Here is a 23,121-nt window from a genome sequence, read left to right on the forward strand (position 1 = left end):
TTCAATAATTACGCCATAATAGGTTTTAAAACCTGTAATGCTGTCGAAACGCTTTTTATATTTTCAAATGTAATTAATAATCTTAAGCCATTTCGCGTTTGCTTTTCTTTCATTTTGCATTTTGAGGCGTTTAGTTGTACAAACTGCAAGATTTTTGAGAAGTCGTCACTTTGATAAAATTTACTTTGCTGATCTTGAATAAAATAACCGATGAGCTTTCCTTTTTTCATGATGACTTTTTCAAGCCCCATTTTTGTGGCTATCCATTTTAAACGCACACTATCAAACAAATCTTGAACTTGTATTGGCAATTCACCAAAACGGTCTATAATTTCAGATTCAAATTGTTGCAATGCTTCTTCTGATTTAATCTCGTTGAGTTTGGTGTACAGATTTAAACGTTCGGTAATATTATTAACGTAATCATCTGGGAAAAGCAATTCAAAATCTGTGTCTATTGTAATGTCTTTTACGTATTGCTTTGGTTTACCATCATCTTTATATAAATCTGCAAATTCAGATTCTTTTAACTCCTCGATAGCTTCATTTAATATTTTCTGATAGGTATCAAAACCAATATCATTGATAAAGCCGCTTTGTTCTCCACCTAACAGATCACCAGCACCACGAATTTCTAAATCTTTCATCGCAATATTAAAGCCACTTCCAAGTTCTGTAAATTGCTCCAAGGCCTGAATACGTTTACGAGCTTCTGTGGTCATTGCAGAATACTCTGGTGTTATGAAATAGCAAAAGGCTTTTTTGTTGCTACGACCTACACGTCCTCGCATCTGGTGTAAATCGCTCAGCCCAAAATTGTTGGCATTATTAATAAAAATGGTATTGGCATTAGGCACATCTAAACCACTTTCTACAATGGTTGTACTGACTAAAACATCAAATTCACCATTCATAAAAGCTAACATCAATTGCTCTAGTTTTTTGCCGTCCAGTTGGCCATGTCCAATGGCAATCTTGGCATTAGGCACTAAACGTTGAATCATGCCAGCCACTTCTTTGATATTTTCGATACGATTATGAATAAAGAATATTTGTCCACCACGCTGAATCTCATAGCTAATGGCATCTCTAATCGTTTCTTCATTAAATCGAATCACATGGCTTTCAATAGGATAACGATTTGGAGGTGGAGTGGTGATGACCGATAAATCTCGTGCTGCCATTAAACTGAATTGAAGCGTACGCGGAATTGGAGTAGCGGTTAAGGTGAGCACATCTACATTTTCCTTTATAGTCTTGAGTTTTTCTTTTACAGCTACACCAAATTTTTGTTCTTCGTCAACAATGAGAAGCCCTAAATCTTTAAATTTAACCGTTTTATTGGCGAGTTGGTGTGTACCTATAATGATATCTAAACTTCCCTTTTCAAGACTCTCTAAAGTTTCTCGTTTTTCCTTGGCCGTTCTAAAGCGATTCACGTAATCTACCGTTACAGGAAAATCCTTTAAACGCTCTTTAAAAGTGCGATAATGCTGATACGCTAATATGGTTGTAGGAACTAAAACAGCAACCTGCTTACCATTATCTACCGCTTTAAAAGCAGCTCTTATGGCAACTTCGGTTTTACCAAAGCCAACATCACCACAGACTAAACGATCCATTGGTCGCTCGCTTTCCATATCGGCTTTTATATCTGCGGTAGAGCTTATTTGGTCTGGTGTGTCTTCGTAGATAAATGATGCCTCAAGTTCATGCTGCATATGGCTATCTGGTGCATACTGAAATCCTTTTTTTAGCTTTCGTTTAGCGTATAGTTTAATTAGGTTAAAGGCAATTTCCTTTACTCGGGATTTTGTTTTTTGCTTAAGATTTTTCCAAGCTTTACTACCAAGTTTATAAACCTTAGGGGGTTTACCATCTTTACCATTAAACTTTGTGATTTTATGTAAGGAGTGAATACTTAAATACAGAACATCACGCTCGCCATAAACCAGTTTTATGGCTTCTTGCTTTTTGCCTTCAACAACTATTTTTTGAAGTCCACCAAACTTCCCAATACCATGATCTATATGTGTTACATAATCTCCAATTTCTAAGTTGGTAAGTTCCTTAAGGGTAATAGCTTGCTTTTTAGCATAGCCATTTTTTAAGTGGAATTTATGGTAACGGTCAAAAATCTGATGGTCTGTATAAACGGCTATGCCATGTTCCTCATCAACAAAACCTTGATAAAGTGACAAAACGACGGTTTTATAGTGAATTTCGTCTTGTTCGGCATCATCAAAAATATCATGAAAACGTTTGGCCTGCTGTTCGCTAACACAAGCTATATAATTGGTTATGCCTTTAGTGTGGTTTTCGTTTAAATCCTCAATGAGGAGATTGAATTGTTTATTAAATGATGGTTGAGGTGTAGTATTGAATGGTATAACCTCATTGCTCAGTATCTGAGAGGTGCCAAACTCAACCAAATTATAGTCTAAAAACTGCCGCTTTAGTAGCTCAGAATTACAAAATAATACCTCAGGTTTGGCATGCTGAATTTCGGTGGACAGCGTCTTGAAGGCCTCTTCCGCCTTTTCAAAAAAGGCATCAATTTTTGAGAAAATAAATGTTGGATTCTTGGCAAAAACTACTGTTTTGTTAGAAATATACTTTAAAAAGCTTTCACGTTGTTCTGCAATCTGTTTATTGGCAACATTTGGAATGATGCTTACTTTTTTAATGCGATCGGTAGAGAGTTGGGTTTCTACATCAAAGGTTCTAATACTATCTACTTCGTCACCAAAAAACTCAATACGATAAGGCTCATCATGCGAAAACGAGAACACATCTATAATACCACCTCTCACAGAAAATTCACCTGGCTCTGTAACAAAATCGACACGTTTAAATTTGTATTCAAAAAGGACTTCGTTCACAAAATCGATGCTTAACTCATTACCTACGGCAATCTTTAAGGTATTTTTTTCTAATTCTTTTTTGGTAACTACCTTTTCAAAAAGGGCATCTGGATAGGTGACAATAATTGCTGGCTTTTTACGAGAGTTGATGCGATTTAAAACTTCTGCTCTCAAAAGCACATTGGCATTGTTGGTTTCTTCTATTTGGTATGGTCTTCTGTAACTGCCAGGATAGAATAGCACATCCTTGTCATTAAGAAGTTGTTCTAAGTCATTAAGATAATAAGCAGCTTCCTCTTTATCATCAAAAATGAGTAAAAACGGTTTATCAGCAGACTTAAAAGCTTCTGAAATTATAATTGATAAAGACGATCCTACAAGACCTTTTAAATGTGTTCTATTTTCAGTTTGGGCAATAGCATTCTGCAGATTTTGCAGTTGCAAAGTCTGTGCAAAGGTTTGAGAGATAAGCGTTTTACTCACTAGATATTCTCTTTTTTAGCGACGGCGCAAATATAAGTATGTTTTAAATAAAATATTCTAAAACTGAATTTCCTTTGACCCCAAATAGGTTTTATATAAATCTGGGTAATTATTTTTAAAAATAGATTTAATATAATCTAAAGGGACATCTTCAAAATGGCCATAATCCTTTAAATAGGTCATAAATTTATGACTATCCTTGTTGTATTCCTGTAATATGGAATCTTCGGTACCATCAAAATCCAAAACATCTACATTATAGATTGCACAAAGTTCTTTATTAAATGCTGGCGAACATTTTTTCCATGTGTTATTATGAAATACATCAACTAATCCATGAGGGGCGAGTTCATTAGTGCCCAATTTTGCTTCTAGACGCTCTGTGGCAATGTGGTTAGACACTTTGGCTAATCGTAATCTTGCTGGAATATTCAAAGCGCGTAAACCAGCGATTAGAAGTATAGCTTTATCAATACAATGGGCTTGTTCTTTTTGGGCAATACGACTAGCTTTAAAATGCTCTTCGGTGAGACCAATTTCATAAGGGCTATAGCGCCAACCATCTCTAACCTTAAGATAAAGATGTTTTATTTTTTCTTTAGTTGATTTTAACTGACGGGCTTCGGCAATCAAATCTTGAATTTGCGGACTACTGTGATTGTAGTAATAGGTTTCTTCCAAATACTTAGTATTCATACAAAGTGTAGATATATATACAAACATATGGTATTAATGCTTAAGAGAAGGTTAATAAACTATCTTTTATGAAAATGAATTGCTCTACCTATCACAGCTCTAACACAATTAAAAATCTTTAAATTTTCGTTTTATTACCTTAAGGTTTAGACTATATTTGCACGCATATAAAAATACAGCTATGTCAATTTCAGATTTGTTTGATAGTGGTTTTAAAAAACGAAATGAAGACCATTTTGCAGCTATCGTTAGAGTGGCTATGAGTGATGGCGTTATTAACGATGCAGAAAAAGCATTTTTAGACCGACTTGCCACTCGATTAGAAATAAGCGAAATAGATTACAAAACTATTCTTAAGGATTATCTGAGCCATCCTATTAATCCACCAACGTCTTATGATATGCGTTTAGAGCGTCTTTACGATCTAGCTCGCATGGTATGGGCTGACCACATTGAAGGACCGAATCAGGTGAGTTTATTGGAGAAACTTTGTATAGGTCTAGGCTTCAACCAAGATAATGTAAAATACATCGCTGATAAAGCATTAACATTGGTGCATTATGAAGTTGACTTGGATGAGTTTATTGATAAAATGAAAAAAATGAATCAGTAAAAGGGATTTAAACATAAAAAAAGCGAACATTTTTGTTCGCTTTTTTTTATTGTGCGTTACGCATAAATTCTTCTGCCTTTTCTACCATATTTTTACTACCGCATATAAAGGGGACACGTTGGTGCAGTTCAGTAGGTTCTATTTCCATTATTCGATTAAAGCCATCACTGGCTTTCCCATTAGCTTGCTCGGCCAAAAAAGCCATTGGATTGCATTCATAAAGTAAGCGAAGTTTACCATTACTAGCCTTTGAGCTTTTAGGGTACATATAAATACCACCTTTAATCATGTTTCGATGAAAGTCAGAGACTAAAGAGCCAATATAACGACTGGTATAAGGCCTGTCTCCTTCTTCCATTTGGCAGTACTTAATATAATTTTTTATGCCTTGCGGAAAATGGATATAGTTTCCTTCATTAACTGAGTATATATTACCATTTTCTGGAAATTTCATATTTGGATGTGACAAGTAGTATGAACCAATCGCAGGGTTTAGTGTAAAGCCATTAACCCCATCACCTGTGGTATACACGAGCATGGTAGACGTACCGTAAATAATGTAGCCCGCTGCAACCTGATTAATCCCCTTTTGCAAAAAATCCTTTAATTGTACAGGAGTGCCAACAGGTGTAACACGCCTGTACACAGAGAAAATGGTTCCTACGGATACGTTAACATCGATATTAGAAGAACCGTCTAATGGATCAATCAAAACAACGTATTTGTTTTGGTGGTTCTCATCTTGGCTGTTTATTGTAATAAAATCATCCTCTTCTTCACTAGCAATGCCACAAACAATATTTCGGTTGGTCATGGTTTGAATAAACTTTTCATTGGCGTACACATCCAACTTTTGTTGATCTTCTCCTTGTACATTTGTGTCTCCTGCTGCACCAAGAATATCAACAAGTCCTGCTTTATTAACTTCATGATTAACCACCTTTGCTGCTAATCGGATAGAGTTAATAAGTCGAGAGAGTTCTCCTGAAGTATATTTAAAAGAAGATTGATTTTCAATGATAAACTCACCTAGAGTTTGATTACGTCGAGACATGAGGTTTTGTGTTGATTTAGTCGGGACAAATATCGTATTTTTTGACAAACTATAACGTTTTCGTAGATTAAACGAGTTAAGAATTTGATAAAGTGTCATATTTCAGAATTAAGCATGAAATTAAACAGCTAATTTTAAACTATATTTGAGTTCTCTAAAAATGAAAATGAACCAACCCAGACATGCCACAAAAGCCGATATGCCAAGAGTCCTAGAACTCATTAAGGAATTAGCCGTATTTGAGAAGGAACCAAATGCAGTGGAAGTTACCCTGGATTTATTAGAGTCTGATGGATTTGGTTCTCATCCAAAGTTCACCTGTTTTGTTATAGAAGTTGAGGGTAGAGTTGAAGGAATGGCGTTGGTTTATATGAGGTATTCTACTTGGAAAGGTGAAGTTTTGCATTTGGAGGATTTAATTGTGAGTCAATCTCAAAGAGGAAAAAATCTTGGTACAATGCTGCTCAATAAAGTTGTAGAATATGGAAAGGCTCTTGGCGTTAAACGCATTAGTTGGGAGGTCCTGGATTGGAATGAGCCGGCTATAGCATTTTACGAAAAAAAAGGAGCAAATGTTATGCGAGATTGGGATGTGGTTCAGCTCGATGAAAAAGGAATAGATAATTACTTAAAAAATTGCAATGCGAGTTTATAAGTTTGGTGGTGCTTCAGTAAAGGATGCAAACGGTGTAAAAAATCTAGCTTCTGTTTTAGAAAAAACAGGTTATAGCAAAACACTCGTGGTTGTTTCTGCAATGGGAAAAACAACCAACGCCATGGAAATTGTTATTAAGAATTACTTTGAAAATAAGGGAGAGCTTCAAAGTTCCCTTCATGAAGTCATTAAATATCATAATGAGATTCTTTTGGATTTGTTTGACAATGAGCGTCATGCAGTATTTACTGCAGTTAAAGCGCTTTTTGATGAATTAAATCTGTTTTTTAAAAGCAATAAGTCGCCAGATTACAATTACGTCTACGACCAAACGATTGGTTTTGGAGAGCTCATATCTACAACAATTATCAGTCATTATTTAAATGATATTGGATTAAAGAACAATTGGTTAGATGTAAGGGATTTTATAAAAACAGACAATTATTACAGACGTGCCAATGTAAATTGGGAGCAGACCCAAGAAAATATTACAATAAACTTTGATAGGGAGGTTCTTAACATTACCCAAGGATTTTTAGGTAGTGATCCTAATAATTTTACAACAACATTAGGTAGGGAAGGTAGTGATTATACTGCGGCTATATTTGCTTATGCCCTCAATGCCACAAGTGTCACCATTTGGAAGGACGTACCAGGTGTCTTAAATGCAGATCCGCGTTATTTTGAAAATGCAACATTACTGAATCAGATTTCTTACAGAGAAGCCATTGAGTTGGCGTTTTATGGTGCTTCGGTGATTCATCCAAAAACGCTTCAACCATTACAGCAAAAGGAGATTCCTTTATTCGTAAAGTCATTTTTAAACCCAAAGGCCGAAGGTACCTGTGTAAGTAAGGGTAAAGCCTTAGAGCCTGAGGCACCTTGTTTTATCGTTAAGAAGAACCAGATACTAATCGCATTATCCTCCTTGGATTTTTCATACATTGTTGAAGAAAATATTAGCGAAATATTCCGTCTGCTTCATTTATATAAAATGAAGGTCGATGTTATTCAGAATTCAGCCATCAGTTTTTCAGTATGTGTTGATAATATTTATAATAATAGAGATAAATTGTTGCAGCATTTAAAGGCCAAGTTTAATGTAACCTGCTACGACGATGTTAGTCTTTATACGATAAGGCACTACACCGATGAGGCCATTAAAGAGCTAGAAAAAGATAAAACGGTATTACTGAAACAGTTAACCCAAGAGACAGTTCAAATCGTAACTAAATAACATTTATTACATTTGTTTTATGAGCAAATCGTCTGATACAGGATTAGTAACCGCAAAAGAAGTGGCCAAGGCTATCAATGCAGATAAGTATGGTTTTATTGGGACTTTTTTTGGGTGGCTCTTAATGAAGGTACTCAAAATTTCGACTATAAATAAAATCTACAAACGCAATAAACATCTATCAGAGTTAGATTTTCTAAATGCATTATTAGACGACTTTCAGATTAAATTTGAAATTCCTGAAGAAGACTTAAAACGTTTACCAAAGGATGGTGCTTACATCACAATTTCTAATCACCCCCTAGGCGGTATAGATGGTATTTTACTTTTAAAGCTCATGTTAGAGCAACGTGAGGATTTTAAAATTATAGCCAACTTTCTTCTACACCGTATAGAACCTTTAAAACCTTATATAATGCCTGTTAATCCTTTTGAAGACCGAAAGGATGCTAAAAGTAGCATAACAGGATTTAAAAATGCCATTTTACATTTAAAAGAGGGACACCCATTAGGTGTTTTTCCTGCTGGTGAAGTCTCAACCTATAGAGATGGTAAGCTGGTAGTTGATAGACCATGGGAAGAAGCCGCTATGAAGCTAATCAAAAAGGCAGAAGTACCCGTTGTACCAATATATTTCCATGCCAAGAACAGCAGATTGTTTTACAGGCTCTCTAAGATTAGCGATACGCTGAGAACTGCAAAATTACCTTCTGAATTACTAACCCAGAAGCGAAGAACCATTAAAGTAAGAATAGGTAGGCCCATTACAGTAAAAGATCAGCAAGAGCATAATACATTACCTGAATTTTCAGAGTTTTTAAGACGCAAAACTTATATGCTTTCAAAAACCTTTGAAGACAAATCAAAGATCCTGGAGAATATCAAGTCTTCTGTAAAATTACCTAAGCCACCAAAACGTATTGTAACGCCAATAGATGCAGATCTCATGATATCAGAAGTCAATGACCTAAGAGAAAAGGATTGTAGACTTCTTGTTAGTAAGAACTATGAAGTTTTTCTGGCTTTAGCTAGTGACATGCCCAACATTCTGAGAGAGTTAGGAAGGCTTAGAGAAATTACATTTAGAGAAGTTGGTGAAGGGACCAATGAAGCTATTGATCTAGATTCTTTTGACACTTATTACCACCATATGTTTTTATGGGATAATGAAAAAAATCTTGTGGCAGGTGCCTACAGAATGGGACTGGGATCTCATATATTTGAACGCTACGGTATTGATGGATTCTATCTTCAGGATTTGTTCCGTTTTGAACCTGAACTTTACAAAATGATGAGTCAGTCTATAGAAATGGGACGTGCATTTATCATTAAGGAGTATCAACAAAAACCAATGCCATTGTTCTTATTATGGAAAGGGATTGTACATACTACTTTACGCTTTCCTGAACACAAATATCTCATAGGAGGAGTAAGTATTAGTAATCAATTTTCTAACTTTTCCAAAAGTTTGATGATTGAGTTTATGATGTCTCATTATTACGATCCTTATGTAGCTCAATATGTACATCCTAAAAAAGAATTTAAGGTTAAGTTAAAGGATGCCGATAAGGAATTTGTTTTTGACGAAGCAGAATCTGATCTAAATAAGTTAGATAAGCTCATTGATGAGGTCGAGCCAGGGGCACTGCGCTTACCTGTTTTATTAAAAAAGTACATTAAACAAAATGCAAAGCTTGTGGCCTTTAATGTAGACCCTTTATTCAATAATTCGGTTGACGGCCTTATGTACATAAAAATTGCAGATCTTCCTGAAAGTACCGTAAGACCGGTCATGGAAGAATTTCAGGAGGAGCTTGAGCGAAAGTTTATGGAAAATGGCGATGACAAGTAAGGTCCTGTTTTTTGCTATTCTATTCCCAATATTAAGTTTTACACAAACACTTAAGGGTACCATTTTAGATGCTAGTACCAATAAGCCTCTGGAAACTGTTGCTGTATATTTTGACAATACCACTATTGGTACCACTACAGATGCGAAAGGTCAGTTTTCCATCGATTACTCCGATGCTATACAATCTCCGCTGATTATTTCTTATCTAGGTTATAAAAAAGTTACCATTAGAGACTATAGAACAAAAAGAAACATTACCATTAAATTAAACCCGACAGATGTTAGTTTAGATGAAGTGTTTCTCGAATTTGATGATGGCCTTACCAGAAAACAAAAGCTTAGGCTTTTTAGAAAAGAGTTTTTAGGAACTTCAAAATATGGTAAATCTTGCAAAATTTTAAATGAGAAGGATATTGTGTTGCGATATGATAAAAACGGGAAAACACTATACGCCAGTGCCGATAAACCCATTATCATAAATAATAGGGCGTTGCAGTACCAAATTTCTTTTGATATTATAGATTTTGAAGCCCAATATCGCTACGCCAACCTAGAAGAGCAAGATTTTGCTTTAGACAGAGTGGCTTATGCTGGCACTTCTTATTACAAGAATTTAGATAAGGCACAGCGAAGAAGCACCAAACGAAGACGGGAAAAGGCCTTTAAGGGTTCTGTACAACATTTTATGCGCACTTTATATCAGAAAAAATTGGAAGAAGAAAAGTATGAGATTTATAATAAAGGTTTCGAGGTAGATGCGTACAAGTATTTTTTGATAAACCAAAAAGAAGATACAGACTTCAAAGAAGTTTCCCTAAAACAAAAAGTGTCCATCTTGTACGATAAACGAGAACAAAGCGATATGGAGATTTATGTAGATAGTTTTCTGGTTGATGCTTATGGAAATTATTCAGCTATAAAAGGGGTCTATTTTAATGGAGCAATGGGTAGTCAACGTATGGGCGACACCCTACCTTTGGATTATGGTTTGAATTCCAAAACAAAAACCCAGAACTAAATTCTGGGTTTTAATTTTTTTAAAGGCCTTTAAACCAATCCTGGAATTGCTCACCTAATAAGAAAACTGGCTTTTTCTCACCACTTAATGAGCCCACGAGACTCATTATCCACATGGCAAAAGGCAAGATCCATGCGAAAAAGTTTATAACGGGAATAATACTTAGAACAATTCCTAGTAACATTATTCCTAAGACTTGTCTAATGTAATAGGAACCTAATTCGGTTTTATTGCTACCATTCATTACTAATGCAATTATCCATCCGATAATGGTAATATGGGCAATAATGGCCACATTCTTACCATCACTTAAAACTTCTTTAGCCTCACCTGCGAATTCAGAAGCTTTTTCTTTGGCTTCATTAGCAAATTCTTTAGCGTCTTCCTTAAACTCATTCGTTTTTTGGCTAATTTTTTCGCCAGCCTTTTTGGCATTGTCTTTAGCGTCGCCTATCATTTCGTTAAGCTCGTCGCCTAAATCTTTATTCTCGTCTGACATGGTTTTTTGTATTTTGGTTAGATTATAAAGTTAGTAAAAATGTACTTAGATTTATCTAATAGGGGTTTTAAAAAATATTGACCTCATAAATTTTCACACATAGTACTACTTTGTATGTCAGAGAATTATAAAAATTGTTACAGAATTATTTAAATGCTTGGTCTATGGGTTCCCAAAGTTCTATTTTGTTACCATCATTATCTAGGATCCAACCAAATTTTCCGTAGTCGTATTCTTCCATGTCACCTATTATTGTGACACCTTCTTCTTTTAAAGTCCCTAATAATTCTTTTAAATTTTCAACTCTGTAGTTAAACATAAAATCTTTTTGAGAAGGCTCATAATATTTGGTGTCTTCGGGAAAAGCACTCCATTGTGTAGAACAATCCTTACCGTCTTTATCTTTCCACCAAAATGTACAACCGTAATCATCCGTGTTAAAACCAAGGTGTTTTTTATACCACTCGCGTGTTGCCTTTGGGTCTTTAGTTTTAAAAAATAATCCTCCAATTCCAGTGACTCGTTTTTTCATAATAGTTATTTTTTTATGGCAGATTCATAAATATCAATCCATTCTTTACTACTCATTTTTTGTGTGAGTTCTCCTATTAATTCAAATGGAATCTCATCCATATTCTTAAAACGAATACAACTTTTACCCATGTCTAACTTGCGTTTACAATGTTTAGGGTATTCGTTTACAAACCAATCAAGCAATTCTTTCTTAGCATACATGCCCATATGGTATAAATTGATAGAGTTTTTTTGCGAAGCAAAACTCATGAAGGGTAGTGGTGTTTTTGGATCGCAGTGGTAACCATTGGGATACACGGAATGTGGTACGTAATAACCAATCATTTTGTATTGTATGCCTTCTTCAAAGCCTTTCGGTAAGTTGTCATTTATGACTTGTCGAAGTTTTTTGAGGGTTTCTTGACGTTCTACAGGTACTTGATTAATATAGTCTTCTGGTGATGTAGCATCGTATTGCATTTTAAAGATGGATTTAATAGTTATTTTCTTTGAAGTATTAATCCTGAAATTAAAGATATAATAAAACCTATAATCAGCACTGTGAAAAACATTAGCGCAGCCATAAAGCCAGATCCACCATAATTTTCCATTTGCATAGTTAGTTCGGCTTTTTTGGTTTCAAGTTCATTGCCAGAATAGAGCGTTTCATAACTTTCCAATGTCTTTGCCAAATACTCTTCTGCAAAATCAGGATTGATAACAGTTGTATATAAATAATCTATCAGCCCAACTCCTAGACCAACCAAAGCAGAAATTAAAACTCCTATTGACAGTGCTTTTCCAAAAGTGACTTTACCGTCATTAACCTGGTCCCTATAATGTTTAATACCAAAATAAACAAAGGATAGTGAAGTAATCATTGAGCCATAACCAATGATTTCTTGTGTAGTGTAACTTAAGCTGCCACCAAAGGTAAGTGCTAATCCAAAAATAACGGCTCCAAGAATTAAACCATAGCCACCAAATTTAAGTACTGTGCTTTTCATGTTTTCTATTTATTAGTTCATAGCAAAAGTAGCTTGGTCAGATAATCCTGGGTTCATACTAAAGTACCAAAATAGTAGTACTAAAGTCTAAAAGTATGCCTTTTTAAATGATTTTAAGCGATTTTGCAATTTGAATAGCCTGTGTTCTCCGTTTGGCATTAAGTTTAATTAATAAATTTGAAACGTGAGTTTTAATAGTGCTTTCAGAGAGAAATAGTTTTTCACCAATTTCCTTATTAGATAGACCTTTGGAAACATATTGAAGTACTTCATATTCTCTTTTGGTAAGCTCTAGCTCTTTTATTTTGCTTTCATCAATCTCAGGTAAATTTGATGCTTTTTTATGAAGTGATTTTTTATTGATATAAATGCCTATGAGGAAGAAAGTCAGTGCAATAATTGAAACCACAAATTCTGTACGAATGTCTCCAGTATTTAAAGTGTACTTACTAAATTGAAATAGCAATAAGATAGCTAAAATTAATAATCCAAAAACAAGAATGGTCTTCTTCATGTTTTAAAATTAGCAAAATTTAGCTTTAATTTTATCAACGATGGTTTGCGCAAGTTTAATATCGCTTTCAACAGTCCAGCCGGCAACGTGAGGAGTTAATAGTACATTATTTGCATTGATAAGATATCGAAATGCCTCTGGCATTTCTTCATCCTTTCTATTAGAATTTTTAAATAAATTTTCGAAAGATGATTTCTCATATTCTAAAACATCAAGTCCAGCACCTAAGATTTTCTTAGTTTTTAGGGCTTCAACTAAATCACTAGTCACAACGCTTTTACCACGTGCCGTATTAATGAGCCAAAACGATTTTTTAAAGGCTTTGATAAATTCTGAATTTATCATGTTTAGGGTTAATTCCGTTTGGGGAGTGTGTAAACTTAACACATCTGCTTGTTCCTGAAGTTCTTTTAATGAAACCTGTTTGCAATTTTCATCTCCAACACGGTCTTTTATGTCATAACAAAGCACCTCTACATCAAAACCTCTAAGCTTTTTAGCAAAGGCTTTTCCCATATTGCCATAACCGATTAAACCAACCGTTTTACCATCGAGCTCCACACCTCTATTGGCTTCTCGTAACCATTTTCCTTGCCTTACTTCGTGATCTGCTTTATTTAATTTGTTGAAAAGGGACAATAACATGCCTAAGGCGTGCTCGCCAACTGCATTTCTATTGCCTTCTGGGGCAGAAATTAAATACACACCTTTTTTTTCTGCAAAGCTGCCGTCAATGTTTTCTAGACCAGCTCCAACACGCCCAATGAATTTAAGATTTGTAGCAGCCTCTAAAAATTGTTGATCTATAGTAAACCGACTTCTAATAATAATACCATCGTAGTCTGGGATTTTTGTTTCAATTTCTGACTTTGATGAGGTGTAATCTTCGTGATTAATAAAGCCTAAATCATTAAGCTGATTTAGAAGTAGAGGATGGTTTTTGTCTAAATGGAGAATCTTCATAAAGGTTATTCTGAATTGTGTTACAGAATCTTTTTGTTTATTGGTTTGAGTTGTGGATCTAATTTTAGCATGACAACCCAAATAAGTTATATCTTAGGATAATGTGTTTGTGTCTTTTCGTGTTTGATATTTCCAGTGTGTGCCGTACTCAATTTTTCAAAAAGTAACACATGGACCTCTTCATTATTTTTCGTGTATGGATTATGTTCCACACCCCTTGGTACCACAATTAATTCGCCTTCTTTCACGATTTCGGTACGGTTTCTAAATTGCATGTACAAAGTGCCTTTAATCACTTGAAACAATTCATCTTCATCGTCATGACTATGCCAAACAAACTCACCTTTTAATTTGGCTAGAATCACTTGCATATCATCAACTACCGCTATCTGATGTGGATGCCAGTTGTTATGGAATTTTGTAAATTTTTCTTTAATGTTTATTGCTTTCATGTAGTAAAGTTACGAAAGCAGTTATAATTAGATGCCTAAAATCAGTTTGGCAATCCAGAAATAAATCAGGATTCCAAAGATATCATTACTTGTTGTTATAAATGGTCCTGTTGCGATAGCCGGATCTATACCCCTTTTATCTAGAAATAGAGGAACAAAAGTCCCAATAAGACCTGCAACGATAATTACGGCAATTAATGATGCCGATATAGCTAAGGCCGTGTTAAATTCCCCTTTGGTAACCCAGACAAAGAAAAAAAGAAAAAGGGCCAGAATAGTACCATTTAAAGCAGCAAGTAGCATTTCTTTTATTAAACGACTATTAACGCTGCCTCTGACATCGTCATTTGCTAAGCCTTGAACGATGATGGCACTAGATTGTACGCCAACATTACCAGCCATAGCGGCAATAAGTGGAGTAAAAAAGAATAATACGGCATATTTGCTAAAGGCTTCCTGAAACCCTTCCATAATCAAGAATGCGCCAACACCACCAACGAGACCTAAAAATAACCATGGTAAACGTGCTTTGGTAAGGTCAAAAATACTATCATCAGAATCTACATCTTGTGTAATACCAGCAGCCAACTGATAATCTTTATCGGCTTCTTCTTTTAAAACATCTACAATGTCATCAATGGTAATTCTACCTAAAAGGGTTTGATTGTCATCTACCACAGGAATGGCTTCCAAATCGTATTTTGCCATAACTCTGGCTACATCTTCGGCATCATCATTCACATTAACATAATCGACATTATCCTTTGCGATATCAGCTATTTTTTGATCGCTTTTAGCAACGATCAAATCTTTTAATGAAAGCCTGCCTATTAATTGTTCTTGCTTGTTAACAACATAAATAGAATGCACACGAGTGACTTCTTTTGCCTGTCCTCGAATTCGCCTTAGACAACCTGCTACAGTCCAGGTTTCATAAACCTTCACAAGCTCTTTTGCCATTAAACCACCAGCAGAATCATCATCATAGGCCAGAAGTTCTTTAATTTCTGCCTTGTGATCTTCATCTTCAATTTGCGAAATCACGGCTTGCTGTCTATCTTCTGGTAATTCCGCAATGATATCTGCCGCATCATCGGTATCTAATTCCTCTACCTCTTCGGCAATTTCTTTGGCAGAAAGATTTCTTAAAACTTTTTCACGATTGTCCTCATCCAGTTCCATTAAAACATCAGAGGTGGTTTCAGAATCGAGAAGTTTTATGACGTAAACGGCATCATCAAGCTCCAGTTCATCGAGAATCTCGGCAATATCAGCATGGTGATACTCATTCAAAAGGGTCTTGAGGTCATTGTCATTTTGGTCTTCGACAAGAATCTCTACCTTTTCAATAAGCTCATCTGTAAGCTGAAATTGGATGTTTTCTTGAGTTTCTTCCACGTATTTTTTTGAGTTTGACGATACAATTTCAAAAGTTGAATTTTGAAATTTCTTTAAATGACAAATAGTTTCCTAACCTTGATCGTTTTCAATAAGTGAGGTCAGCTCAATAAACTGTGAAACACTTAATTGCTCTGGTCGCTGCCCAAAGATAGTATTTGCTTTTAAATTATCAGAAAGATTAAAGGTTTTTAAACTGTTACGTAACGTTTTTCTACGTTGTTGAAAACTAGTTTTTACGACTTTAAAGAATAATGCTTCATCACAAGGCAGTGAGAAGTTTTCCTTTCGTCTTAATAATAAGACCCCAGAATCTACTTTTGGTGGTGGATTAAAAACTGAAGGAGAAACCGTAAATAAATACTCAGCATTGTAAAACGCTTGGGTTAAAACTGAAAGTATACCGTATATTTTTGAGCCTTCTTGAGAACAAATGCGTTGCGCTACTTCTTTTTGGAACATCCCTGAAAATTCAGGAACCTGATGGCGCATCTCTAAGGTTTTAAAGACAATTTGAGAGGAAATATTATAAGGAAAATTGCCAATGATGGCAAATGGCCGGTCTTTAAAAACTTCAGTAATATCATACTTTAGAAAATCCTTTTCATAGATTCGATCTGAAAGATTGAGATAGTGATTTTTAAGATACTCAACAGATTCAGTATCAATTTCAATAACATGTGTATTAACGTCTTTTTTGAGTAGATATTTAGTTAATACACCCATACCTGGACCAATTTCCAAAACATCTTTATAGCCTTGCAAGGTTAAGGTATCTGCAATTTTCTTAGCAATATTTTCATCTCTCAGAAAATGTTGCCCTAAATGTTTTTTTGCTCTGACTTGATTTTGGTTTGACACTAATTATGAATTAGGATTGTTTTTGGGCTGTTTAAGGGAAACAAAAATTATGAAAAATGCAAACCCCAAACCACACATAAAGCCCCCAATGGTTTCCCAAGGTTCAGAATCATAACAAAAATACGCAACAATCACACCTATAAACATCATTAAAACACTAATGATTCTTAAGGCTTTTCTATTGTTGTATATCTTTTGATTAATAGCCATTTTAAGTAAATTGAAGTTTACCGAATACTCATCAATTACTTCCAACTCCGTTCTAAATGCCAACATTTTATCAGCAAAGCGTTTCAACCCATCAGCTCTTAAACGCTCAGCGTCTTCTGCATAATAAGCATCTAAAGCTTCTCTAGAGTGTGCTTTATATTGTACAGAATAAGTTGTGCCACCTAGGTCTTCTTCTACCAATACTTTGGTGAGTTTGGCATCAACAAATTTACCAGTAGCCAGAACTTGTGGAATGTGTTCTTTTATCCAAAATAACCACTCATCGTGAACGGAATCGTCTATGTTTATGGTGACGTTGTATATGATCATTATTTAGTGATTGAGGTGTTAGGTGTTTGTGCAAATGTATGAAATTGGCATACATTTCTTTTAACTTCGAGTATCCAGAGGAGACAATCTTCTTTAGTACTTATATTGATGGTGACTAATTAATACTATCCCCTCTGAGCATCCTAAATTTTTTACGGGCATCAATAAAGTAGATACTATCCTCAAAATCAAAGATTATTTTTTCGTAAAGTTGCTTGGCTTCTTCAGGTTTAGCAAGATGTGTATTGTACAATTCCGCTAAATAATAGTGTGCATCGTCTGCTAGGATATCTTCCCTATAGTCTTTAATTATTTGAAGATAATTAGCCTCAGCCTTATTGTATTGTTTTGTTTTTTCAAACAATTTGGCTTGCTGAAACAAGGTTTGATCTATAATGCTTTCGCCTTGGTGTTCTTCTAGAATTTTGTCCAATAATGAAATGGCATCGTCCGTTTTATTTTGAAAAGCAAATAAATCTGCTTTGGCATAGTATTTTAATGCAGTTTGTGTGCTGTCTTCCCACTTGTTATCAGATATTAACAACTTTAAATCAAGAGCATCGTTGGCAATAAGTTGCGATGTTGAGGATTTTAGAATTTTTAATTGTGATTCTGCCCAATCGAAATCACCTTTATAGTAGCTGGTTTTTGCCACTTTAAAGCGTGCTTCTTGAGAAATTGTACTGTTTTTAAGACTTAACTGGATTTGTGAATAAAAGATTAAGGCTTCATTAAAACGTTCTTGAAGAACCAAAATGTCTGCTAAAAGTAATTTCACTTGTGCTTCTTGAAATTCCGAAATATTGAGTTTTAAACTTTTTCGTAAAAAGGCGGTTGCACTTTGTGTATCTTTTTGATGAAACGCTAAAAACTCACCATAGGAAAGTTGAAGCGGTAACGTTAAATCAGATTTTCCAAACAGATCAAATAGGTCATTGTAAGCAGTATCAATTTTATCCAGTTCCTTTTGTGACGTTGCGTTTTCAATGTCAATTTCTAAAATATATTGATGCGCAGTCAATGCTGTGCTGGCATCTTGAGTAGTTTCTAAAATAAAATTGAAAATGTCCTTAGCCGTTTCGCTGTCATTATCGTCCAACGCAGTTATAGCGAGTTCTATAATTCGGTCTAAACTTTCAGAATTACGCTTGTAAAGTGCCTTTTCCTGAATAAAGGACTTGTTATAGGCTTTTTCCTGTACGTATAACCAACTCAAAAATTCATACCAATATGGATTTGGTTCTTGTTGAATTTTCTTTAACAATGCACGTCTTAGGAAAACGTTATTATCATTGTCCTTGTTTTCGGATATGAAATCACTAACCGCTCGTTTTATATTGTTTAGGTAATTTGGTCTGTAAGCAACGTATTCGATGTAGTTTTCAAACATTTTTTCAATGTTTCCTTGGTCTCCATAAATTCGCGCAAGTTGAATGCTGTAATCCTTGTCTGGAGTTAAGTCTTTACCCTTTTGGTAAACTTCTATGGCTTCATCTAAAAGCGAATGATCTTCAAATTTTCTAGCCACACCATAAATGTAGTTTGGATTTTCATCTATATAATCAATGGCTTCTTTGTATAATGTTTTGGCTTTTTCTAAACTGTCTTGAATTTGATAGTTATAACCCAGCTCTACTACTAACGAAGGATTTCTGCGTTTTGCCAAGCGATCTAGGATAATGTTTTTGGCCTCCTCAAACTGCTCTAATTGCTGATGGGTTTCAATGAGTTTGTATAGGTAGCCATAACTGTAAGGCTTTTCTTTATTGAGATTTTGGTAGATGACAAGGGCTTTTTTGAACTCCCCTTTTTTATAATAATTATCGGCAAGTACTTCACTGTTTTGTGCTTTGACAAAAGTGAGCGTATAAACAAATAGTATGAAAAGAAGAAAATTTCTCATCAAGCGCATTTTTGTAAATATAACAATTGCAAAATCTAGTTATTGTAAAAGTTATGATAAAAAAATGCCTAAACGTAGAGTTTAGGCATTTTGACCAGCAAAATAAATGTGCTATTAACCATTATTTGTATAAATATGATTCAATTACTTTGTCGTGGTTTTTTTAATATTTTATGTTATTAGAAAAAAACTTTACTTACCATAACAACAAGTGCGATGAGAAGTACTATTCGTTTTACATTTTTCATTAGTAGGCTAATCCTTGATTTGGACTGCTAACTTGGTAAAAATAAACAAAAAAAGCGAAGAAATACACAAAAAATCGATTAAAAACATTTTTTTTTAACATTTAGGTGCAAATTCCCTGTCAAAATAATTTAGGAAATTATATCGAAACCTGTATATGGTACTAAAACCTCAGGAATTTTAATACCATCTTCTGTTTGGTAGTTTTCTAAAATACCCGCTAATACTCTAGGCAGTGCTAAAGAACTTCCATTGAGTGTGTGGCACAATTCATTTTTGCCTTCACTGTTTTTAAAACGTAGTTTTAAACGATTGGCCTGAAAGGTTTCGAAATTTGAAACAGAGGAAATTTCTAACCAGCGGTCTTGTGCAGTAGAGAAGACTTCAAAATCATAAGTCAGGGCAGAAGCAAAAGTGACATCTCCACCGCATAACCTTAAAATTCTATAAGGCAGTTTTAATTCTTTTAAGATTTGTTTGACGTGGTCAATCATACCGTCAAAAGCGTTGTATGAGTTTTCGGGATGTTCTACCCTAATAATTTCAACTTTATCAAATTGATGCAGACGATTTAATCCTCTAACATGTGCGCCATAACTACCAGCTTCGCGTCTAAAGCATGGTGTATAGCCAGTGATTCCGATAGGGAGATCGCTTTCGTTTAAAAGTGTGTCTCTAAATAAATTGGTTCCAGGTACTTCAGCAGTCGGGATTAGGTATAAATTATCTGCTGTAACATGGTACATTTGTCCTTCTTTATCGGGTAATTGTCCCGTGCCAATACCAGATGCTTCATTAACTAAATGCGGTAACTGAAATTCTGTATATCCTGCCTCTGTATTCTTATCTAAGAAATAAGTAATTAAAGCGCGCTGTAATTTTGCACCTTTCCCTTTATACACAGGAAAACCAGCTCCAGTGATTTTGTTGCCAAGTTCAAAATCAATAATATCGTATTTTTTGGCGAGTTCCCAATGTGGTAAAGCACCTTTAAATAATTTAGGAATATCACCCTCTCGGTAGATCTCTTCATTATCTTCATCTGAACTTCCTTCTGGTACCGAAGTATGAGGTACATTAGGGATTTTATATAACAGTTCAGTTAGTGAATCTGCCGTTTCATTAAGTGCTTGTTCAAGGTTCTTTGAAGACTCTTTTAGCTGTGTTGTTTTTTCTTTTAACACATTGGCTTTTTGGACTTCTCCTGTCTTGAATAAGTTTCCGATTTCTTTGGATAATGCGTTAGACTCTGCTTTAGTCGCATCTAATTTTGTTTGAAGCGCTCTACGTTCTTCATCTAATGCAATAGCAGAATTAACCAATTGCTCAGCATCTATATTTCGTTTGGCCAAACCTTTTATAACGGCTTCTTTATTCTCTCTTATAAAAGCAACTTGTAACATATCTATGTAATTTGAATTTATGCCAATAGGCATCGGAAATACAAGCTACAAAAGTAATAAGAATTTAAGCAGATAAAAACTATTTTGAAGGCAATATCCAATCGTGATGTTTAAAATGATGCCATTCTTCATTGGCAAGATCTACCGTAGGATCTATAAGTTGCTTAGAGTGTTTACCATTAACGCTAACATAAGCTCTTACGTAGACCTCTACCGCTATTCCTTTTTTGGCAAAATCTTGCTTGAGATATTGTGCAAACTGCCAAATCATATCGGGTTTTGTACTGGCCCCTCTACGTTGTTTTCTGGTGAGGTAGTCGTTTAAATTTATGGGTATGGCATTGTTTGTAGCTTTATCTATAACCTGATAGCTCGCAGTTCCACTTTTCGCCCGAAGCATCATGCGCCAAGATAGCCGATGACCTTCCTCTGTCCATAATACATCGTCTTTAAAAAAGTGATGTCGTAGCGGTAATGCAATATGAACCAAGAAATACACACAGAATAAACCAATGATAAGATTACTGTATTTAGGAACTATAACCTCTTTCGATGTGTAAAACGGTTTTTTCTTTAGGAAGATATTTTTTACGGTCTTAGGATCAAAAAAGAACAGACTGAAAGCTAATGATAGATAAGGAAATATTCCGATCTGAAAGACTATGGAATTGAATAAATGAAAGAAGATTGAAGCAAAAAAAGCATACTTTCGGGTTGGTTTAAAAAGGAGTGCTGGAATAATTAAGCCATCAAACAAAATACCACCATAAGCTATAAAATAATGAATGGATTTTTGTTGCAGTAATTCTCCTATAATAGGGTAATTTGCTTTCCCTTGCATCAATAAAGCAATCACTGTAGTATCTAACCAATCAGGATACAGTTTTGCGATAGACGCATAGGTGTAAAGGATAAATAATTGTGTTACAAAAATCCATTTACACCAGGCCGGCATTGAAATTTGTTTAAGGGAAGGTTTTAATTTTACATCTACCGAAGCGTAACGATTGGCAGGTAATAAAACCATTAAGTAGCTAAGTATAAAAAGCAAATAATAATGATTATTATAGGAGGATTTTTGCATGAGGTATGTAGCCGTCCACATAGTGGCAAACATAAACATGCTTAATCTGTATTTGTAACCAACCATAATGAGTAATCCAAAAAGCCCCATTAAAATATAGTATACATACATCCAATTACCTGGTAGTGGTTGCAACCACTCAAAACCAATAAATGAAAAGGTAAACTCAGGCTCAACAAGTGTTTTTCTTACCCAACCCGTAATTACAGCACCTACAGATTCTAAAAAGCAGAGTAGGCCAAAAAAAATCCTAAAAACTATTAGACCAGAATTATCTATATGTTTAAACAGCACCTTATACATGGTTTGTTTTTATATAGGTTAAAGTACTGTTTTTATCTTTTTGAAGTTGAGTTTTTAAAGCGTCAAGATTTTCGAATTTTTGCTCCTTTCTAATGAAGTTTAAAAATTCAATACTCAATGTCTGGTCATAAAGGTTTTCATTAAAATCAAAAAAGTGAACTTCAATAGAGCGAGATCTACCGCCAACTGTGGGATTAGTTCCAATATTCATCATTCCATAAATTGGTAGACTGTTAAATATGGATTTTACCGCATAAACCCCGTCGCAAGGAACTAACTTATAAGTTTCTTCTATTTGAATATTAGCCGTGGGAAAGCTTAAAGTTTTACCAATGCCCTTTCCTTTGACTACTTTACCTGAGAAAAAATAATTATAGCCCAAGTATGAGTTAGCCACCTCGATATTCCCTTGGTTAAGGGCGTTTCTTATTTTAGTGGAACTGATGGTAACATCTTTAATTTCTTGAGCCGATATTTCTTCAACTTTAAAGTTAAATTCCTTGGCAAAATTTTTTAAGTCTTCAATGTTTCCACTTCGATTTTTACCAAAATGATGGTCATATCCAATAACAACTTGTTTGGCATTGAGCTCGTCTACTAGAATTTGCTTTACATAGTCTTTACTGCTCAGATTAGCAAAGTCTTGGGTAAATTCTTTTACAATGACATCTTTAATACCATAATTTTTTAAAAGTTGAATTCGCTCATCGATGGTGTTGAGAAGTTTTATGTCATCATCTTTTTGAAGCACCATTCTTGGGTGAGGAAAAAGGGTTAAAACAGCAGGTATAAGCTCTTGTTGCATGGCGAGTTCAACCATGTATTTCAATATTTTTTGATGTCCAAGATGCACGCCGTCAAAAGTGCCAATGGTTAGTATTTTTGCTGAATTTGTAATCAAGGATTTAATTGTTTTAAATATTCCAATTTTTCTAGCAAGAGGCTCAGTGTTTGTTAGAAAAA

21 protein-coding genes and 1 pseudogene are annotated in these 23,121 nt (G+C 34.8%); 5 read left to right on the forward strand and 17 right to left on the reverse strand.

The features are described from left to right. Window positions 1-8: 8 nt before the first annotated feature. Window positions 9-3,347 carry a transcription-repair coupling factor gene (gene mfd / locus ACFQ1K_RS12430; RefSeq protein WP_320554425.1) on the reverse strand — a complete coding sequence of 1,113 codons (3,339 nt, stop codon included), beginning with the start codon at window positions 3,345-3,347 and terminating at the stop codon, window positions 9-11. 57 nt (window positions 3,348-3,404) lie between these two features. Beyond that, window positions 3,405-4,043, reverse strand: a complete 639-nt coding sequence (locus tag ACFQ1K_RS12435; RefSeq protein WP_320554424.1) for a transglutaminase-like domain-containing protein — start codon at window positions 4,041-4,043, stop codon at window positions 3,405-3,407. A gap of 181 nt (window positions 4,044-4,224) precedes the next feature. Here ACFQ1K_RS12435 and ACFQ1K_RS12440 point away from each other — a divergent pair, with 181 nt between their 5' ends. Next, window positions 4,225-4,656: a tellurite resistance TerB family protein gene (locus tag ACFQ1K_RS12440; protein ID WP_320554423.1), complete on the forward strand. Its 432-nt coding sequence runs from the start codon at window positions 4,225-4,227 to the stop codon at window positions 4,654-4,656. Window positions 4,657-4,702: 46 nt separating this feature from the next. Here the strand turns inward: ACFQ1K_RS12440 and fbp are convergent, their stop codons facing one another. Beyond that, on the reverse strand, window positions 4,703-5,710 hold the full coding sequence (fbp, locus tag ACFQ1K_RS12445) for a class 1 fructose-bisphosphatase (RefSeq protein ID WP_320554422.1): 1,008 nt from the start codon (window positions 5,708-5,710) through the stop codon (window positions 4,703-4,705). A 166-nt stretch (window positions 5,711-5,876) separates the two neighbouring features. Between fbp and ACFQ1K_RS12450 the strand changes: the two genes are divergently transcribed. Genes ACFQ1K_RS12450 through ACFQ1K_RS12465 form a run of 4 tightly spaced genes read left to right on the forward strand, consistent with a single transcriptional unit; the run spans window position 5,877 to window position 10,472 of the window. Beyond that, window positions 5,877-6,365, forward strand: a complete 489-nt coding sequence (locus ACFQ1K_RS12450) for a GNAT family N-acetyltransferase (RefSeq protein WP_386134263.1) — start codon at window positions 5,877-5,879, stop codon at window positions 6,363-6,365. Further along, a complete protein-coding gene (locus tag ACFQ1K_RS12455; RefSeq protein ID WP_320554420.1) occupies window positions 6,352-7,602 on the forward strand; it encodes an aspartate kinase in 1,251 nt (416 codons plus the stop codon). Before ACFQ1K_RS12450 ends, ACFQ1K_RS12455 begins: the two co-directional genes overlap by 14 nt. Before the next feature lie 19 nt (window positions 7,603-7,621). After that, entirely contained in the window at window positions 7,622-9,454 is a 1,833-nt protein-coding gene (locus ACFQ1K_RS12460) for a lysophospholipid acyltransferase family protein (RefSeq protein ID WP_320554419.1), read from the forward strand. Further along, a complete protein-coding gene (locus ACFQ1K_RS12465) occupies window positions 9,444-10,472 on the forward strand; it encodes a carboxypeptidase-like regulatory domain-containing protein (RefSeq protein ID WP_386134265.1) in 1,029 nt (342 codons plus the stop codon). The genes ACFQ1K_RS12460 and ACFQ1K_RS12465 overlap by 11 nt, the downstream gene beginning before the upstream one ends. A 19-nt stretch (window positions 10,473-10,491) precedes the next feature. Here ACFQ1K_RS12465 and ACFQ1K_RS12470 read toward each other — a convergent pair whose 3' ends face one another. From ACFQ1K_RS12470 to ACFQ1K_RS12535, 14 genes and pseudogenes are all read right to left on the reverse strand, one after another. Further along, the gene (locus ACFQ1K_RS12470) at window positions 10,492-10,971 is read right to left on the reverse strand and encodes a YtxH domain-containing protein (protein WP_320554417.1); all 480 of its coding nucleotides are present in this window, start codon (window positions 10,969-10,971) and stop codon (window positions 10,492-10,494) included. Window positions 10,972-11,116: 145 nt separating this feature from the next. Continuing rightward, on the reverse strand, window positions 11,117-11,503 hold the full coding sequence (locus tag ACFQ1K_RS12475; protein ID WP_320554416.1) for a VOC family protein: 387 nt from the start codon (window positions 11,501-11,503) through the stop codon (window positions 11,117-11,119). A gap of 5 nt (window positions 11,504-11,508) precedes the next feature. Continuing rightward, on the reverse strand, window positions 11,509-11,964 hold the full coding sequence (locus tag ACFQ1K_RS12480; RefSeq protein WP_320554415.1) for a DUF1801 domain-containing protein: 456 nt from the start codon (window positions 11,962-11,964) through the stop codon (window positions 11,509-11,511). 20 nt (window positions 11,965-11,984) lie between these two features. Continuing rightward, a complete protein-coding gene (locus ACFQ1K_RS12485; protein WP_320554414.1) occupies window positions 11,985-12,491 on the reverse strand; it encodes a DUF4199 domain-containing protein in 507 nt (168 codons plus the stop codon). Window positions 12,492-12,594: 103 nt separating this feature from the next. Continuing rightward, entirely contained in the window at window positions 12,595-13,005 is a 411-nt protein-coding gene (locus tag ACFQ1K_RS12490; RefSeq protein WP_320554413.1) for a response regulator transcription factor, read from the reverse strand. Between the two features lie 9 nt (window positions 13,006-13,014). Then, window positions 13,015-13,968: a 2-hydroxyacid dehydrogenase gene (locus ACFQ1K_RS12495; RefSeq protein WP_320554412.1), complete on the reverse strand. Its 954-nt coding sequence runs from the start codon at window positions 13,966-13,968 to the stop codon at window positions 13,015-13,017. Between the two features lie 86 nt (window positions 13,969-14,054). Further along, window positions 14,055-14,420, reverse strand: a complete 366-nt coding sequence (locus ACFQ1K_RS12500; RefSeq protein WP_320554411.1) for a cupin domain-containing protein — start codon at window positions 14,418-14,420, stop codon at window positions 14,055-14,057. Window positions 14,421-14,447: 27 nt separating this feature from the next. After that, window positions 14,448-15,818 carry a magnesium transporter gene (gene mgtE / locus ACFQ1K_RS12505; RefSeq protein WP_320554410.1) on the reverse strand — a complete coding sequence of 457 codons (1,371 nt, stop codon included), beginning with the start codon at window positions 15,816-15,818 and terminating at the stop codon, window positions 14,448-14,450. 72 nt (window positions 15,819-15,890) lie between these two features. After that, window positions 15,891-16,679 (reverse strand): 16S rRNA (adenine(1518)-N(6)/adenine(1519)-N(6))-dimethyltransferase RsmA, encoded by a 789-nt coding sequence (rsmA, locus tag ACFQ1K_RS12510; protein WP_320554409.1) that lies wholly within the window; start codon window positions 16,677-16,679, stop codon window positions 15,891-15,893. Between the two features lie 222 nt (window positions 16,680-16,901). Next, a pseudogene (locus tag ACFQ1K_RS12515) lies at window positions 16,902-17,219 on the reverse strand (DUF4286 family protein); the annotation flags it as partial. 115 nt (window positions 17,220-17,334) lie between these two features. Beyond that, entirely contained in the window at window positions 17,335-19,122 is a 1,788-nt protein-coding gene (locus tag ACFQ1K_RS12520) for a tetratricopeptide repeat protein (protein WP_320554408.1), read from the reverse strand. Window positions 19,123-19,499: 377 nt separating this feature from the next. Then, a complete protein-coding gene (gene serS / locus ACFQ1K_RS12525; protein ID WP_320554407.1) occupies window positions 19,500-20,771 on the reverse strand; it encodes a serine--tRNA ligase in 1,272 nt (423 codons plus the stop codon). A 79-nt stretch (window positions 20,772-20,850) separates the two neighbouring features. After that, window positions 20,851-22,158 carry an HTTM domain-containing protein gene (locus ACFQ1K_RS12530; RefSeq protein WP_320554406.1) on the reverse strand — a complete coding sequence of 436 codons (1,308 nt, stop codon included), beginning with the start codon at window positions 22,156-22,158 and terminating at the stop codon, window positions 20,851-20,853. Next, complete coding sequence (locus ACFQ1K_RS12535) at window positions 22,151-23,059, reverse strand: bifunctional riboflavin kinase/FAD synthetase (RefSeq protein WP_320554405.1); 909 nt, start codon at window positions 23,057-23,059, stop codon at window positions 22,151-22,153. Before ACFQ1K_RS12535 ends, ACFQ1K_RS12530 begins: the two co-directional genes overlap by 8 nt. Window positions 23,060-23,121 lie beyond the last annotated feature (62 nt).

The sequence above is a fragment of the Winogradskyella aquimaris genome, from assembly GCF_042676105.1.
In the GTDB taxonomy this organism is placed as follows: Bacteria; Bacteroidota; Bacteroidia; order Flavobacteriales; family Flavobacteriaceae; genus Winogradskyella; species Winogradskyella aquimaris.

Bases quoted from the DNA above. Each gene is read 5' to 3' on its own strand.
- ACFQ1K_RS12435 (WP_320554424.1), bottom strand. From the start codon at position 4,043: ATGAATACTAAGTATTTGGAAGAAACCTATTACTACAATCACAGTAGT.
- ACFQ1K_RS12440 (WP_320554423.1), top strand. From the start codon at position 4,225: ATGTCAATTTCAGATTTGTTTGATAGTGGTTTTAAAAAACGAAATGAA.
- fbp (WP_320554422.1), bottom strand. From the start codon at position 5,710: ATGTCTCGACGTAATCAAACTCTAGGTGAGTTTATCATTGAAAATCAA.
- ACFQ1K_RS12450 (WP_386134263.1), top strand. From the start codon at position 5,877: ATGAACCAACCCAGACATGCCACAAAAGCCGATATGCCAAGAGTCCTA.
- ACFQ1K_RS12455 (WP_320554420.1), top strand. From the start codon at position 6,352: ATGCGAGTTTATAAGTTTGGTGGTGCTTCAGTAAAGGATGCAAACGGT.
- ACFQ1K_RS12460 (WP_320554419.1), top strand. From the start codon at position 7,622: ATGAGCAAATCGTCTGATACAGGATTAGTAACCGCAAAAGAAGTGGCC.
- ACFQ1K_RS12465 (WP_386134265.1), top strand. From the start codon at position 9,444: ATGACAAGTAAGGTCCTGTTTTTTGCTATTCTATTCCCAATATTAAGT.
- ACFQ1K_RS12470 (WP_320554417.1), bottom strand. From the start codon at position 10,971: ATGTCAGACGAGAATAAAGATTTAGGCGACGAGCTTAACGAAATGATA.
- ACFQ1K_RS12475 (WP_320554416.1), bottom strand. From the start codon at position 11,503: ATGAAAAAACGAGTCACTGGAATTGGAGGATTATTTTTTAAAACTAAA.
- ACFQ1K_RS12480 (WP_320554415.1), bottom strand. From the start codon at position 11,964: ATGCAATACGATGCTACATCACCAGAAGACTATATTAATCAAGTACCT.
- ACFQ1K_RS12485 (WP_320554414.1), bottom strand. From the start codon at position 12,491: ATGAAAAGCACAGTACTTAAATTTGGTGGCTATGGTTTAATTCTTGGA.
- ACFQ1K_RS12490 (WP_320554413.1), bottom strand. From the start codon at position 13,005: ATGAAGAAGACCATTCTTGTTTTTGGATTATTAATTTTAGCTATCTTA.
- ACFQ1K_RS12495 (WP_320554412.1), bottom strand. From the start codon at position 13,968: ATGAAGATTCTCCATTTAGACAAAAACCATCCTCTACTTCTAAATCAG.
- ACFQ1K_RS12500 (WP_320554411.1), bottom strand. From the start codon at position 14,420: ATGAAAGCAATAAACATTAAAGAAAAATTTACAAAATTCCATAACAAC.
- ACFQ1K_RS12520 (WP_320554408.1), bottom strand. From the start codon at position 19,122: ATGAGAAATTTTCTTCTTTTCATACTATTTGTTTATACGCTCACTTTT.
- serS (WP_320554407.1), bottom strand. From the start codon at position 20,771: ATGTTACAAGTTGCTTTTATAAGAGAGAATAAAGAAGCCGTTATAAAA.
- ACFQ1K_RS12530 (WP_320554406.1), bottom strand. From the start codon at position 22,158: ATGTATAAGGTGCTGTTTAAACATATAGATAATTCTGGTCTAATAGTT.